Raw genomic sequence first — 15306 nt, forward strand, 5'->3', positions numbered from 1 at the left:
TTTGATTAAGGACCGCCCCATACCCATCCGCTATCCACCCGGCCGGGACCGGATAACCTCCCTGGCACACCTCGACCGACGCGAAGCCACAGGCCAAAACCCAAAAGGGCCGGACCGACGAGTCTGCCTCGACCGCCCAAAGGCGCCCCGCACCCGCTGCGTCACTTCCGCCCCACCGGTCACGATCAGGACCGCCGTAACCACCGCCCCCGCGTGGCCTCATCCGGCCATCACCTACACAGCAGCCTTCGACCCCGAGCACCGCCGCCGCCCCCGGTAATCCATGTGCCAACTGCCACGAGGGTGTCAGACGGGGTCTGTCCAGTTAACGGCTCTGTCTCTCTTTCGGTGGTGACGGAGTGTTAGCCCAACAGGATGCGGTGGCGGAGTAGTGCGAAGCCGGCTCTGCCGTGCATCTGACGCATGATCCGCTTGGTCTTGGTGTTCACACCTTCGGTGCCGCCGTTGTGGAAGGGCAAGGTGACGGCTGCACGTACCGCATCGCGGTCCTGGTCAAGACCACGGATGAAGGCGTGCAGATGAGGCAGATCGGCGGCCTTGGCGGTGGCGATCCAGGTGTCGAGACGATCGGCGTTGCCCTCCCACGGTCGCAGCAGGTCGGCGAAGCCGCGCACCAGCCCGGCCAGATTGATCATCTCCGGACAGGCGGTGGTGAGGTCGTTCAGGAGGCGCCGGTGCTCGTCTTTGAGGTCGTTGGGCCGGGTGAGCAGGAGGCGGGCCAGGCGGCGTGGGGAGATGGGCAGGCGGTCGGCTTCGACCCGGCCCTGAGTGATGTAGCGGTAGAGCAGGTTGAAGCTGCCTGGGTAGCCCAGGGCTTTGATCTCGTTGAACAGGTGCAGGACGAGGACGGCAGGGTCGTCGGCGCGGCGGCGCCGCAGGTGGTCACGGTAGGGATCAACGAGGGTAGGCCGGTACTGCGGAGCGCGCTGCAGGCGCATTGGTTCGCTCACCCGCGCGTAGCGCTTGATCGTGTTGAGTGACAGGTTCAACCGGCGCGCGCACTCCAGCAGGCCGACACCCTTGCCGAGCAGGTCGTGGATCTGCCGCCAGCGCTCGCGGGTGCTCTGAGCGCGTGTGCCCTCTTGCGGGGGCGGTCCGTCTTTGGCCCAGCAGGCGCTGTGGGCGGCGACTTCTTTGAGGACGGCCGCGCCGAAGTTGTGCCACAGGTGCCAGCGGTCGGTGACCTGGATAGCGGATGGGAGCGCACGGCGGATCGCTTCGGCATAGGCGCCCGAGCCGTCCCGGCACACGATCTGCACTCCGGGATGGGCGCGTAGCCACGCCTCCAGGACGTCTGCGGTGCGGCCGGGCAGGACGTCGATGCGCTCGCGGGTCTGAGCGTCGACGAGCACGGTGGCGTAACGCTGGCGCCGACGCAGGGCGAAGTCGTCCACGCCCAGCACCTGGGGCACCCGCGGCTGAGGCAAGGGCAGGCGCAGCAGGATGCGCAGGGCGGTATGCCGAGACAGCCGTACGGCCAGCGCGAATAAGACTCGTTGACTGGCGCGTCCGGCTAGCTCACGGACCACCGCACCGATCTGGGAGGCCAGGCGGGGCGTGCGCCGCTGATAGCGTTCCAGCACGCCGGGCAGCTGTTCACGGAAGGTCTGGCGACAACCGCGGGTCGGGCAGACCAGGCGGCGGATCCGCACCACCACGACTACATCGCGTGCGTCGACCGGGATATCCGTGACAGTGCGCTCGTAATGGCCGTGCACGCGCGCCGTCGGAGCTCCGCAGTCCGGGCAGGCGACAGGCCCGGCCGGAGTCCTCGCTCGCACATGGATGCGCTCGCCCTCGTCCGCGACGTCCTCCACGACCAGCGGCGACAACCCCGAGAACACCACGGTCACAAGCCAACCAAGATCATGCATGACTCACTGTGACGCAGTCGAACCTTTTGTCACCACCGAATCTGCGACAGAGCCGAAAACCGTACAGTCCCTCCGGAAGCCGTCTTCACTCTTCTGTGCCGGATCCGGGGAAGTGATCCAGGCTTGGCCACATGACTGGCTACCTTCAGGTTTCGACCACAGTGGACAGCCGTGATGCGGCGATGAATCTTCTCAGATCTGCCGTTCGTGCGAAATTAGCAGCATCGGGCCAAGTCTTCGGGCCTGCGCAGTCTGTTTTCTGGCATGAGGGAGAAATAGGCGAAGGGGAAGAGTGGCAGATCTTCCTGAGGACGACTGTGGAGCGCTACCCGGACTTGGAGGCACATTTGATATCCGAGCATCCGTGGAACAACCCTGAAGTGACCTTCACATCGATTGACGGTGGGTCGGCTCCGTATTCGGAATGGCTGAGCAAGACGACGGCGTAGCCATGCGGTCGAAGAGTTCGGCAACGGATGACAGCGACCTGTGATCCTCAAGTCGCTCAAGAACGGCACTGACGCGCTGGCGTGGACGAATCGACGCGACATCCACGGAGAGGCTCAGCGACTGACTCAGGGCGGCGGATGCGCGTTCGATCTCCCCGGCGTCTAGATACGCTTCCGAAAGCCAAGTCGTATAGAGGGACTTGTCCCGGGCGTGGGTGTCCTCGTATTTCGAGAGGGCATCCTCAAGAACGGCGATGGCCTCAACGGGTTGATTCAGCGCGACCCAGCACCGCCCCGTCATGATCTGAAGTTCGAGCCGGTCAACCCAGAGTGCCCAATCTGGGTTCGGCTCACCACTGCTCTCCTCTAGTGCCCTACCGGCTTCTTCAAGGGCTCTTTCGACCTCAACCTGGTATCTCTGCCCTTCAGACGCGTACGCCCATGCCGCTCGCTCCAGCAGGAGTGCCCTGACCTCAGGGGGAGTCCCTCGCTCCGCCACCCGGCACGAAGCATCCGCTTCCTGAATCCCCGGAGAGCCATAACTTACTTTCTGATGGGCCAGGAACGCCGGCGAATTGGCAAGAAGGGCGGTGTCTCCGGCATCGGTAGCGGCCGACAAGCTTTTCTTGAAAAGCTGCCTCGCCCTCTTGGCCCATCCCGCGTCGAAGGCAGCCCATCCCGCCTGCTGCGCTTGCTCGCTGACCACGCTTAGCAGCGCTCTTCCCGTCTTCTCCGTATAACTGGCCTCGCTGACGAGTGTGCTCGTTCTCTCAAGTTCAGCAGCATAGGGAGGATAGGTTTCGGCACCACCTAGATAGTCGTCGATTCGACGTAATCGCGCAATGCGCTTGCAAAGCGAAACGACAAGCTCATCATTGACGCGTCGCCCCCGAGAGAGAAGGATAGGCCGGTCTCGTTGAAGAAGCCGGTGATGAGCTCGGGTCCTTTGGAGGCCAGCGCCGCGGTTCCCCCGGCCTGCCAGGTGCGATACCAGCGGCCGGCCGACATCGGCGAGACCCGCAGCAACCGCGCCACCTCGGCCTGCGACGTTCCCTGCGCGAACATCTCCGCCGCCTGCAGTCGCACCGCCTCACGTCGCGCTCGGTCTTTGCCGGTCAATTCACCGCCTTCGGGATATCTCATAGCTCCGGCATACCGAACGTGAGGTCATCCAACGGCCATAAATCACCACTGATGATCTAACTCCCGAGCTTCAGCCTCAGTAATGGCACGGCGATCAACTCGTGGCCTGGTCTTGTCATGAGGTGCTCACGGCGTTCTACTCCTCGACTTACATTTCGGAGTAGCCGGCCGACCGGACGCGCGTTGGTGTCTTGCTCCCTGATCGCGTGCAGGGTGTCGGCTGCTCGCTCTACCTCGCCAATCTCCTGGAACCGTAGAGGCCATGATTGATCATCTTTACTTTTAGGATCTTGCTCGTGCGCCCGCGCCCTCGCGATGGGCATGCTCGGTCCTCTGGGTGGCGATGAGCGCGGCCGGCTTCACCGGGTCGTGTTGCCAAGGGGCGCACACGAAGCGGCGGAGTTTCGCGGACCCCAGAAGTGCCGCGTATGGCGGTGAAAGCTAGTGTGGATGTACATAAGTGGTGACTTTTCACATTGTCGCGCTTATGCCAGGAGGTGAGGTGGCGGCCCGGAATGTTAGGTCCGAGGGCCACGCCGAGCAGCCGCAGGCGGAGCAGCTCGGCGTTACGGGGACCTCGGACGAAGGGCAGTGGAGCGCGCAGACGCTGACGCTGGCTCTCCAGCAGGCGACGACGGGACTGGGCGGTCTGGGCGCCCTCGTGCACAGGTGCGATTCCGCTACCGGTTGCCTGCGTCTGGCGGCGGCCAGCGGGCTTCTCCCGGAGGCCGCCGAGGCGTGGGCGGATCTTCGTACCGTGCAGGACGTGGCGCCCACACGCGCCGTGCGGCGTGGTGGCTACGTCTGGGTGGGCGGGGACAGCTTGGGGATCGGGGCAACCGGCACGGCGGCATTGCCCCTCCCGGGTGCCGATGGGCCGGTCGGGGTGTTGTCCGTGCTCACGGCAGGGTCCGCCGAGCCGGATGACGAGCAGCGATCCTTTCTCGGTGCGGTAGCGGCATGGGCCGCTGCGCGCCTGGAAGGCTTGCCCGGCACGGAGCCAGGCGTTACTTCGGCGGCCGGGTCCGAGCGGACGGTCCGGATGGGCGAGCTGACCGTGGCGCTCGCCGAGGCCGTCACCACCCGGGACGTCGTGCAGGCCGTCGCGGACCATGTCCTGCCTCCGTTCCGTGCCGACGGGCTCGTGGTCTGGCTCATCGAAGGCGGCCGGCTGGATGTGGTCGGCGCCGCCGGGTACCCACAGGATTTCCTCAGTCTTGTCGACCGGCTCCCGCTCACCGAAACCCTCCCGGTGACCGATGTGTTAGGGACCGGTACTCCCCGGTTCATCGGATCGGAAACGGAGTATTGCCGGCGCTATCCAACGATGGAGAGTGTGGGGAAGGCGTCACCGAAGAACGCCTGGGCGTTCCTGCCCATGATCGCCTCCGGGCGGTCCATCGGCTCATGTGTGGTGTCGTTCACCCGGGAGCGTGTCTTCAGCGACGAGGAGCGCACCCTGCTGACGGCGTTGAGCGGTCTGGTCGGTCAGGCGCTGGAACGGGCCCGGCTGTACGACGTGGAACACGCCCGCGCACAGGAACTGCAGCGCGGTTTGCTTCCCCGGGAGCTTCCCCGGCTCCCCGTCGCCTGCGCCGCCGCGCGCTACCTGCCCGCGGGCCGGGGCGAGGAGGTGGGCGGCGACTGGTACGACCTGATCCCGCTGTCCGGCGACCGGGTCGCCATGGTGATCGGCGACGTCATGGGACACGGCATCACCGAAGCGGCCACCATGGGTCGCCTGCGCACCGCTGTACGCACCCTCGCCGATCTCGACCTGCCCCCCGACGAACTGCTCGGCCACCTCAACGATCTGGTCAGCGACCTCGGTGACGACTTTTACGCCACCTGCCTGTACGCCGTCTTCGATCCCACCACCCGGACCTGTACGTTCTGCCTGGCCGGCCATCCCCCACCGGTCATCGTCCACCCCGACGGCACCGTGTTGTGCCCCCACCTGGCCGCCGACCCGCCGCTGGGCGCCGCGGAACCGCCCTTCGAGATCCACGAATTGCACCTGCCTGAGGAGAGCCTGCTGGTGCTCTGCACCGACGGCCTGGTCGAATCCGCCACCCGCGACGTCGACAAGGGCCTGGCCCAGCTCCGCCGAATCGTGGCCCAGGCCGTGCCCCGCATTCCCCACCTCTGGTCAGGACGCCAGGGCGACGACGTCGGGCCCCTGGAGGATCTCTGCGACACGGTCGTCTCGGCGCTGCTGCCCGCCCGTGAACAGACCGACGATGACGCCGCCCTGTTCATCGTCCATACCCGCGGTACCGCCGCCGACGATGTCGCCACCTGCAACCTCCCCGACGATCCCAGAGCAGCCGGACAGGCCCGCAAATATGTCCGCGAACAACTGGCCATCTGGGGACTGGACGATCTGACGATCACCACCGAACTTCTGGTCAGCGAGCTCGTCGGCAACGTGATCCGGCACGCAAAGGGCCCCATATGTCTGCGCCTGCTGCGCAGCCGCTCCCTGATCTGCGAGATCTACGACGGCAGTCTCAGCACCCCGCGCATCCGCCACGCCTCCTACACCGACGAAGGCGGCCGGGGCCTGCAGCTGGTGGCCGCCCTCTCCCGGCGCTGGGGCGCCCGCTACCTCCAAGACGGCAAATGCATCTGGACCGAGCAATCCCTCCCCTGCTGACGACAACGCGATAAGGCCCCTCGGGTGAGATGGCCTCTCTTGGTGACTGGGGGCCGAGGCCGAACGAAGGCAAGCAAGATCAAGAGAACGTGTGAAGCGGCTTCTGGCCTGGCGGCCTATCACTTCTTGCCTTCGGCCTGGCGCTGCTCCTTCATCGCCCTGATGGCATCACTCATCGCGTGTGGCGTCGCGCGGGCTTGCTCGCGACCAACACCTGTGCGGGCGTGGAAGTCCTGTCGTCGAGGTGAACGACATTGCGGATCACGTTGAGGGTGTTGTTGATCGCGACGGCGTCGTCCGGCCCGATCGGCGAGACCCTGCTGGTCTGGGATCTCGATGAGGATGAGGGGTTCTCCGACGGCCTGATCCCGCTGGATTTCGAGGGGGAGCAGGTTGAGATCGTTCATCATAAGCTCGATGAGATTTCGATCACCTGGAACACCGTTGATCCGGCTCGGCCCTTGGATTGGGTCGGGCAAGGATTCCGGCTGGCGTGGCGAGAGGACGTGCCAGGCGAACTCGCTGCGTTGAGGGGTCAGCGGCTGCGGCTGGGCCACGGCGTGCCGGTCAGCCACGGCGCAGTGAAACTCCTGATGCGCCGGGCCGGACCGGCCGGGGTCACCGGCCGGCCCAGGTGGCGCCGGTCCACACCCGACCAGATCGCCACCGACCTGGTCGACCGCCAGTTCTCCCAAAGCGCGCCGAATCAGCTATGGGTCACCGATATCACCGGGCACCCCACCCGCGAAGGCAAGGTGTACCGCGCCGTGGTGCTGGATGCCTCCTCGCGCCGCGTGGTCGGCTGGTCCATCGACCCATCTCCCACCGCCGCGTTGGTGACCATGATCGAGGCGTTCTGGTCCCGAATGCAGGTCGAACTCCTCGACCGTCAGCATTGAAACACCCGGATCGAGCTCGCCAACGCCATCTTCGAGTACCTGGAGATCTGACACCACCGCAGACGGCGTCACAGCAGCCTCGCCATGCTGACCCCGACAGAGTTCGAAAACACGACCATCGTGGCATGACAATCCAGAAACGCGACTCCACCGGACCCGGGGCAGACCACCGACTCCACGAAAGCCGGAGTACATCACCCTGGAACGCCATTGCCAATCCTCCTCGCAATTAGGGATCGGGCGTGCGGCGTGGCTTAGGGCTGGCTGAAGGCTTTTGCTTGCTTGATGGACGGGCCCACCCTCTGTGCCAAGATGATCACTGCGTCATCCACTCCGGCGGTTCAGTCGAGGTCGCCTTGCGCCATGTCTCCGCTACCTCCGAAGGGTTCTGCCGATAGAGGTTGCGGAGGAGCATCATTGCCACGCGGACGAGATCGGGGAAATCCCGCTCTAAAGCGATCCGGAAGCCTTTCATAATTAATGCAAGGCCCTCCTCAAGTTGTTCTGATTCACTTGGCAACTGGCCATTGACAACGCAGCCGGCGGCCAAGTCCACCGAGTGGACCTCAGGGTTGGCACGAGCAAGCGTGCGCCTGACGTCCTTCGAACGCCGCCTGCCGGTGACCAGGCTCGCGCTCGACGTGCGGCGGGAGTCTGTCTCCCCTTGCGACAAGCGGCGTAACCAGTTGCCGCAGTGCCCATCACCGTGGCCGCGACCGTCGACGGCCCACGCCGGTGCCGAGATGAACCGTCGATTCGACATGCTCGAATGCCCGGTGAGGAATCCGTCGATCAGCCAGGAAAGTCCACGAATCGAAACCCTTGACAAGGTGTCTCGCATTTATCAAGGCTGTGATCAGATACCAAATCGAAGAGGATTCGAGTTATTCGAATGGTGACGACAGGAATGCCGACGACGAGGAAGTCGTCGAGTACGACCAAGGCGTTCGAGCTGCTGGAGACGGTGGCGTCCGCCGGCACAGCGGGTGCGAGCCTGTACGATCTGGCAGCCGCGCCCCATGTCGCGGTCAGCACGGCCCACCGCTACGCCGCATCCCTGCTTGAGCTCGGCGTCCTGGAGAAGGACGGCGGCGACCGGTACCGGCTCGTCGACATCACGATGACCAAGAAGGACACGATCGACCACCCCGACCGGCCCAGCCGATTCGCGTACGGGGCCACGCAGATCGAAGCCGAGGTCCCTTACACGGTGTTCAAGGACAGCCCGTCTGTGGACATGTCCGTGGCGCTGCACAACCCGACGGACACGGCGAAAAGCTACGAGTACTGGACCTGCACCACGCTTGCACCGGGCGAGGAGTCGACCTGGGGTTCGCCGACGATGGACATCGTCACGAACGTCGACACCTTCCGGTACGACTCGGCCTACCGCTGGATGGCCGACGTCGAGCAGCCGGCTCACCCGCAGACGCCGACCGACCGGTATCTCGTGCTCGACAAGATCAAGAAGATGAGCGAGTGGCGTAGCGACGGCACCGCCTACGGTCAGGATCTGGCCATCACCCCGCAGAACAACTTCTGGGGCGTGGTGAACCAGGAGAACCGTGAAGGCGTCGTCCGCGTCGGGGACAACACCATCACGCCCGGCATGAAGTTCTGGGAGTGGGGACAGAACGGCTCCTTCGACACGAACATATTCCGGCGCGGGTCGTCCGAACGGCCATACATCGAGCTCTGGGCGGGTACGTCCGACAGGTTCTTCTCCCCGGCGGTCCACCAGCCGCACCAGACGGGCTCGTGGACGGAGTCCTTGGCGCCGGCGCTTGGGCTCGCCGACGTCACCAACGCCACCGCCGACGGCGCCGCGCACGTCGGGTTCGCCCACGACGACGAAGGTGTGCCGGTCACGGCCAACGTGTTCACAACCCTCATCGGCCAGGACGTGACGGCCGCCCTGGTCGACGACTCGACCGGAAGCACGCTGACGAGTGCGACTCACGGGTGACGCGTACGTCTCGCACGAACTCTCGGCACCTGTCGAGTCCGGTGCGACCGCGACGCTCGTGCTCACCGATGGTGGCGGGAAGGAGTTACTGCGCGCGAGCGTGACCGACGAGTGAACCGAACCAGCGCACATCGGCACCCGTGACGGGGGCCGCGCCTCACGCGCGGCCCCGAGGCCCGGAGCGGCACGAACGGACGCCTTGCTCAACGGAGAAGGAAGCGCAATGAGAGCAACAACTCGCAATCGCAGACGTCGCTCGGCCGTGGCGGCCCTGAGCGTGGTCACCCTGGGGGCATCTCTGGTCCTCGCCGCGACGTCGGCCGCCGCGGACGGGCCCAGCGCCTCGATCATCTTGGGCGAGGTCAACGAGGAGAACGGTCTCCGCCAGATCGAGCAGGGTGACGGCACGACCGCACCCGTGACGGTTGGCGGGCTGAGCGCACGCGCGACCGTGCAGACCTCGGCACCGGCGGAACACATGTATTTCCAGGTCGACGACGCGATCGCCTTCGATGGCGCGTTCGTCGCGTGCCTGCAGGTCGAGTACTTCGACGAGGGCGGGGCCACATTCCGCGTCCAGTACGACTCGACCAGCAGCGCGTACGGCTCGACGGGTTCGGTGAACCGCACCGGGTCGAACACGTGGAAGACGGCGGGCTTCGAGCTGATGGACGCCCGGTTCGCCAACCGCGAGAACGGCGGCGCCGACTTCCGCGTCGAGGCGGGCACGGCCGGGGTGACCTTGCACAGCGTGAAGTTGACGATCATCCAGAACGACGACGGCGTGACCCCGCCGTGCGCGGCCGCCTCGCCCGAGCCGGAACCCGTCCCCCCGCGCTGGAAGCTCAAGTATGTCGAGCAGTTCGGGAAGCCGATCCGCACTGAGGCCAGCCCGTGGGTGCTCGACGACTACAGCGAGCCGGTCGACGACTTCAACGACGACAACGGCGACCTCTACCGCCTTCAGCTCGGTCCCGAGTTCGACGCGGCGATGGCGACCATGCGGACCTACCGGCAGGAGACCGAGTTCGGCCGGGACGGCTGGCTCACGGCGTCCCTCTCCGCGCGCGAGAGCGGCGGGCGGGTCGACGACAGCTACACCGACACTGCCGAACGTCCGTCGATCGTGACGGAGTCGCTGAAGAACGCGGGCTCCGTCGCCAAGATCACCGTGCCCAACCACACAGGTGGCGCGATCATCCGTAACACCGAGCCGCTGCCGAAGTACTACCGCATCGAGTACGACCTCAAGACGCTCGACTTCGGCGGCTTGCGTGACGGCTCGCTGTTCTACGACGGCAAGTACAACGGGTACGCCCTCGAGGAGTGCAAGACGTTCTACCCCTGGGTCGGCGACCCGAACGACATCGAACCGGCCGACCCCTGCGCCACACGCTCCGTGCGGGAGGACAGCAACGAGGCGTACAACGCGTTCCACTTCATGTCGATCCTGGACTTCCCGGCGATGCCCCGGAACCTGGCGATGTACCACTGGCACCGCAAGGTGCTCATGGACCAGTTCAGCCCGGCCCCGTCCCGGAACACGGACGGCTACGACGTCTGCAACTCGCGGACCGGTGAGAAGTACCCCTGGGACGAGAGCAACCGCACCACGGTGAACATGCTCTACTTCACGGGTTCGCTCGGTCAGTCGCAGACGTTCGTGACGAGCTGCGACCGTCGGCCGGTTTCCGGCGTGCAGAAGTCGGCCGTGGAACTGCAGCCCGAGCTGATGCCCAAGCAGGACTACACGTTCGCCATCGAGCGCACCGAGGCGGGTTACACGCTCGAGGTCAGCGGCAACTTCAAGAACGTCGGCAAACAGACCTACCGGTTCACCCGGGGCTTCATCGACGACGACGCCGGCGTGGTCGGGGCGAACGTCCCGATCTTCCACTACAACGTGGACGCCGAGGAGTACGACGGCCAGTTCAACACGTCGCACACCGCGCGGGGCGAATTTGGCTCCAAGACGTGGGACAACCAGTGGCCGGCCGGCTCGGCCTACCCCGACTACTTCGTCATCGGTGAGCCGTACACGAACGTCGGTGAGGGCCAGGCCCGCATCGACAACATCCGGCTGTACGTGCCGAAGAAGTAGGCACGGGAAGGTCGCGGTCGAACTGACGCAGCCGCGCCCCTGCCGGAAACCCGCTCGGGCACCGCACCGACCAGCGCGATCGTGTCCAGCACGTGGTCATACAGGGAGAAGGTGTTGGACGGCACCGCGTCCAGCCCCGCCCCCGACAGCTCCCGCCACACCTCTTTCGAAAGGACGGCGTCGCCATACTCGCCAGGAGCCACTGTGCGGGCTCCTGGCCCATTCCTCCCCCCACCGGAAACTAAGCCGGGCAGTTGGAAGCACCCACGCGGGCCAGGTCAGCGACCACCAGCCGGTCCCGAGTCGTTCGCCAGAAGACGAGTGGCCCGTCCTGCGTCCACGCACCGATCTTGATCTCACCCCATGGCCCCTCGGCCCTGGTCAACGCGTAGGACCCGAGCAACGCGGTCTGGCGCGTGCAGCGATCGTGAACCTGGGTCACATGTCCGAGGCCCCCGGCTCCCCAGGTCCGCGGAATGAAGTCATCTTCGTCGACGGCCGACACGCCGGTGATCGTCGGGACACCGAGAAGGGCGAGTCGATCACGAATCAACGGTCTCATCAGGAGTGCGTCCCCCGGCAACGTGGTGCGATCGGAACCGTCCACACGCAGCACCGTCGCCCGCGTGACCTTCCACAACTCCTGCCAGTCCTCGCCCACACACCATGCGGGCCCGCAGGCCAGGCGGTGTTGGAGATCATCGATTTCGGTCACCTCGGTCTCCTGGCCTGTGTCGAGATTGACCACGGTCCGCTCGTACTCGTCATACGCCCATGGCCAGGAGCTCACTCGAAGACGCCTCCCCGGAAGCACCTGCTCAGGTTCGCCGCCGCTCAGCGGCACCCGCCAGACGTCGCCGTCATAGCTCCACCAGACAGCGTGCCCACCCGTGATCTGGAAGCCGTGCACATAGGCGTCCTCGGCCTGAACGTTTGACGGCAACCGCACCGCCATACGCATGGGTCCACCTGTTCGCGACATGGTCCACAGCTCGTAGTGACGTTGCCCGCCGGGAGAAGCGCCTGGCGCGTACCCCTTGACGAAGAACGCTACGTGGGACGTTCCGAGAGCCATTTTCTGGACCTCGAAACACCCACCGCACGCTGCCCATTTGGGAGCCCGCGCTATGACGCGCTGCTTCTTGGTCCGTGTGTTGAAACTGATGAATTCCGTACGGTGCTCATGCGTCCTCAAGAGCAGATGGTCACTGTCAAGTGCGCCAACTGGCCATAGCCACGTGCCGTCCTTTCGTTCGGCGGGTACCACGCTGACTGCTTCAGGCCAGACCTCACCGATCGGAGCAAGGTGCGGCGAGGCCGGGAGCTGCGCCGGCCGCTCCGGCACCTCCTCATCGCGGGAGGTCCACGCCACCCCCAACGCGATCGCCAGCAACACGGCCGCACCCACACGCGTCACCGCGACCCGATTCCAAAGACCACTCATCTACCCGCAACCCCCGGCTCCGGCTCCCGACGCCGCAGAATGGCGATGCATGAGGTGAGCAGTAAACCACACACAATCCCCAGAGCCCATTCATGGCAGAAGAACAGCCGCCGAATGGGAAAACCTCTGCTTCTCCGGCGCACCGACATGGCTCCTTTCGTCGGGGCGCGATCCTGTGAAGCGGGGTCGCCGTACTGAACCTGAAAAGCAGGCATTCACGTCCTGCATGTTCCGGTGCTGGACGATCGCGGGATGTAATCGTCCATGGGTGTGGGTCACCGCGGATTGTGGCGGGAATCAGGCAGGCGTGGGATCGGGCAGGCGTGGGATCGGGCGGCATCCAGGCGCGGCCGGAATGATCGAGGTCAAACGCTGAAGGCGGCGCGTGGCCTCGGACTGCCGAAACCGCCGCCCGGCCTGGCCGCGTGGCGTCAGGCCGGTCGTGCGGTGTTGCCCGCGGTGGCCCGGCCGGTGGTGACACTGTGCTCGGCGCACACCCGGCACATGCTGGACTTCCTGACGCCGCAGCCCGCTGCCGGCTCGATGTCGTTCGAGGATGAACTCCACGCGGCGCTCGACGACCCATCCGTGCCGGTGCAGCAGGACATGGCCGCGTTCGCCAGCGTACTGGAGAGCGTTCCGGTGGTCGTCGACACGCTGCACCATCCCGACCGCGGTCGGCGAATGTTGAGACACGCTTTCACGGCGTTCCACCGAGCGGTGCTGGCCGCCGGTTGGCCACGGCTGCACGCCCAACTGGCGGCGGACTTGACCTATCGCGCACGGCTCGCGGCGCAGTCCCGGAATCACACCGGGTTCCCTCTTACGACTCCCGACACCAACACAACGCCGGGAGAACCAACCGCGCCACGAGCATATGCCAGACACGCCCCCCTCCAGCAGACCGGCCGGGCGGCAAAGGGACCTGCCCAGTCCACGGACGCGGACGACGCTCCCTCACGACTTCGCAGGGACGCATTCCAGTGATCCGGAAGTCGCGTTCACCCTTCCACACCGGATTCGGAAAGGCGATCCAGGCCTGGCCGCATGACCGGCCACCTTCGGCGTCTTGCCGCCATTCTCGGGTTCTGACATTTTGTTCGTCGTGTCCACCGACCTACCGGACGAAACACCGAGCGCGTTCCGGGAACCTCCGCGGCCCCTCCCGCCCTTTCCGTCAGTTCCCGTCCAGTCGCGCCGAGCGGCCGGTCGCGTGTCCCGGACCGGCGGCTACATCCTTGCCTCGGTCGTCCACCTTCTGGCACCGGTCTTCCTGGTCACCGGCGTGTACCTGGTCACCCGCCTGACGATGGTCGGCATCCTGTTCGGCCTCGTGGCCCTGGACCTCGCCTGGCTGCTGCGTCCCCGCCCCGCCCCCTTCCCCGCCACGGCCATACCCCTCACCCGCTCGGATGCTCCCCACCTGTACGCCCTCGTCGACCGCATCGGCGAGGAGTTGCGGGCTCCCCGAGCGGACCTGATCGCCATCAGCGGTGCGGTCAACGCCTCGTTCCGTACCTACGGCTGGCGACGCAGCCGTCTGGTGGAGATCGGTTACCCGCTCTGGCTGATCCTCACCCCGCAGGAACGTGTCGCCCTCCTGGCCCACGAAATGGCCCATTCCAGGAACGGCGACGCCAGACACGGTCTCGTCGTCGGCAGTGCCCTGTACTCGCTCCACGAATTTCGCATCGTCACCGGCTTCGGGTGGCAACCCGGTGACGGCGTGTCCGCTCTCATCACCCAGTGCCTCCTCGCGATCCTGGGCGTTCCCGTCCGCGTCTTGATCTTCCTAATGGAACTCCTGCTGAACCGCTCTTCTCAACACGCCGAATACCGTGCCGACGAGATGCAGGCCCAGGTCGCCGGCTCCGCGGCCGCTGCCTCGCTTCTGGACGTCTTGATCACCCGGACGCAGCCGGTCGGCGGCTTCCTCGCATCCAGCGCGGTGGCCGTCGGAACCGGGAACCTGTGGACGGCTCTCCGGTCCCATGTGAACGCCGTTGCCGAAACCGAGCTCGAACGACACCGCGAGTTCGCCCGCGTCGAGAAGACAGGGGCCGACACGACCCATCCGCCGACGTACCTGCGCATGCAACGCGTGCTGGCACTGCCGTACCTGGCACCCAGGGTGTCAGCCGCAAGCTCGGAGCAGATCGAGGCGGAACTCGACAAGGCCGCTGGGCGCGTGGCGCGGCGTCTGAGGGAGGATGCCCAGTCCGCCCGCTATCGGTAGGCCTGACGGATGGGAATCCACCGACCGTCGTCACGCGACCCCGAAGGTGGTGTCCGGCTTCACCTCCACAGCGCGCCCCCTCGTCGACGGCGAGACAGAGGCGGCGTCGGAAATTCCCGGCGGGGATCGCAACACCATTCACGTTCTGCTTCGCGCTCGGCGGACCGCGCCGCACTCGTGCCGACTAGATGATCCTCGGCCTGCTCGCCCCTGCCGAAGAGAGCACGCTCACCTTCTCCGAGTGGCGCTGCGCCGGCAGCGGCCACCGACACGGCGAACCCTTCCGGGCCGAGGTGGCTGGGCAACGCGTCGTGACTGCCCGCGAGATCGCCAAAGAACGTACTCATCGTGAAATGGAGTGATCTTATAAGGATGCGTTCCAGCCGCCTGAAAGCGTCTTCACTCTTCTGTGCCGGATCCGGGGAGTGATCTAGGCTTAGCCGCATGACTGACCACCTTCAGGTTTCCACCACAGTGGACAGCCGGGATGCGACGATGAATCTTCTCAGATCTGCCG

The 15306-nt window shown here is 65.7% G+C and carries 14 protein-coding genes; 8 read left to right on the forward strand and 6 right to left on the reverse strand.

Features of this window, described 5'->3' with window-relative positions:
• Positions 1-362: 362 nt before the first annotated feature.
• Positions 363-1895 carry an ISL3 family transposase gene (locus ACVCAG_RS35135; protein ID WP_447191155.1) on the reverse strand — a complete coding sequence of 511 codons (1533 nt, stop codon included), beginning with the start codon at positions 1893-1895 and terminating at the stop codon, positions 363-365.
• Between the two features lie 182 nt (positions 1896-2077).
• Here ACVCAG_RS35135 and cutA point away from each other — a divergent pair, with 182 nt between their 5' ends.
• Complete coding sequence (gene cutA, locus ACVCAG_RS35140; protein WP_447191169.1) at positions 2078-2344, forward strand: divalent cation tolerance protein CutA; 267 nt, start codon at positions 2078-2080, stop codon at positions 2342-2344.
• Here the strand turns inward: cutA and ACVCAG_RS35145 are convergent.
• Together ACVCAG_RS35145 and ACVCAG_RS35150 are read right to left on the reverse strand one after the other, a co-directional pair.
• A complete protein-coding gene (locus ACVCAG_RS35145) occupies positions 2283-3050 on the reverse strand; it encodes a hypothetical protein (protein ID WP_447191156.1) in 768 nt (255 codons plus the stop codon). The genes cutA and ACVCAG_RS35145 overlap by 62 nt on opposite strands.
• Before the next feature lie 104 nt (positions 3051-3154).
• Positions 3155-3487 carry a helix-turn-helix domain-containing protein gene (locus ACVCAG_RS35150; RefSeq protein ID WP_447191157.1) on the reverse strand — a complete coding sequence of 111 codons (333 nt, stop codon included), beginning with the start codon at positions 3485-3487 and terminating at the stop codon, positions 3155-3157.
• 502 nt (positions 3488-3989) lie between these two features.
• Here ACVCAG_RS35150 and ACVCAG_RS35155 point away from each other — a divergent pair.
• Entirely contained in the window at positions 3990-6143 is a 2154-nt protein-coding gene (locus ACVCAG_RS35155; protein ID WP_440085753.1) for a SpoIIE family protein phosphatase, read from the forward strand.
• A 254-nt stretch (positions 6144-6397) separates the two neighbouring features.
• Positions 6398-7042, forward strand: a complete 645-nt coding sequence (locus ACVCAG_RS35160) for a DDE-type integrase/transposase/recombinase (protein WP_447191158.1) — start codon at positions 6398-6400, stop codon at positions 7040-7042.
• Positions 7043-7358: 316 nt separating this feature from the next.
• Here the strand turns inward: ACVCAG_RS35160 and ACVCAG_RS35165 are convergent, their stop codons facing one another.
• Complete coding sequence (locus ACVCAG_RS35165) at positions 7359-7883, reverse strand: hypothetical protein (protein WP_447191159.1); 525 nt, start codon at positions 7881-7883, stop codon at positions 7359-7361.
• A 66-nt stretch (positions 7884-7949) separates the two neighbouring features.
• Here ACVCAG_RS35165 and ACVCAG_RS35170 point away from each other — a divergent pair, with 66 nt between their 5' ends.
• Together ACVCAG_RS35170 and ACVCAG_RS35175 are read left to right on the forward strand one after the other, a co-directional pair.
• The gene (locus ACVCAG_RS35170; protein ID WP_440085750.1) at positions 7950-9008 is read left to right on the forward strand and encodes a helix-turn-helix domain-containing protein; all 1059 of its coding nucleotides are present in this window, start codon (positions 7950-7952) and stop codon (positions 9006-9008) included.
• 223 nt (positions 9009-9231) lie between these two features.
• The gene (locus ACVCAG_RS35175) at positions 9232-11109 is read left to right on the forward strand and encodes a hypothetical protein (RefSeq protein WP_447191160.1); all 1878 of its coding nucleotides are present in this window, start codon (positions 9232-9234) and stop codon (positions 11107-11109) included.
• On the opposite strand, the gene ACVCAG_RS35180 is transcribed toward ACVCAG_RS35175, so the two are convergent.
• A complete protein-coding gene (locus ACVCAG_RS35180; RefSeq protein WP_447191161.1) occupies positions 11022-11312 on the reverse strand; it encodes a hypothetical protein in 291 nt (96 codons plus the stop codon). The genes ACVCAG_RS35175 and ACVCAG_RS35180 overlap by 88 nt on opposite strands.
• Positions 11313-11350: 38 nt before the next feature.
• Positions 11351-12505 (reverse strand): hypothetical protein, encoded by a 1155-nt coding sequence (locus ACVCAG_RS35185; protein ID WP_447191162.1) that lies wholly within the window; start codon positions 12503-12505, stop codon positions 11351-11353.
• 552 nt (positions 12506-13057) lie between these two features.
• Between ACVCAG_RS35185 and ACVCAG_RS35190 the strand changes: the two genes are divergently transcribed.
• From ACVCAG_RS35190 to ACVCAG_RS35200, 3 genes are all read left to right on the forward strand, one after another.
• A complete protein-coding gene (locus ACVCAG_RS35190) occupies positions 13058-13540 on the forward strand; it encodes a hypothetical protein (protein ID WP_447191163.1) in 483 nt (160 codons plus the stop codon).
• 226 nt (positions 13541-13766) lie between these two features.
• On the forward strand, positions 13767-14789 hold the full coding sequence (locus tag ACVCAG_RS35195) for a M48 family metallopeptidase (protein ID WP_447191164.1): 1023 nt from the start codon (positions 13767-13769) through the stop codon (positions 14787-14789).
• 188 nt (positions 14790-14977) lie between these two features.
• Complete coding sequence (locus ACVCAG_RS35200) at positions 14978-15151, forward strand: hypothetical protein (RefSeq protein ID WP_440085744.1); 174 nt, start codon at positions 14978-14980, stop codon at positions 15149-15151.
• The last annotated feature ends 155 nt before the right edge of the window (positions 15152-15306 follow it).

This window comes from Streptosporangium sp. G12, from assembly GCF_052983175.1.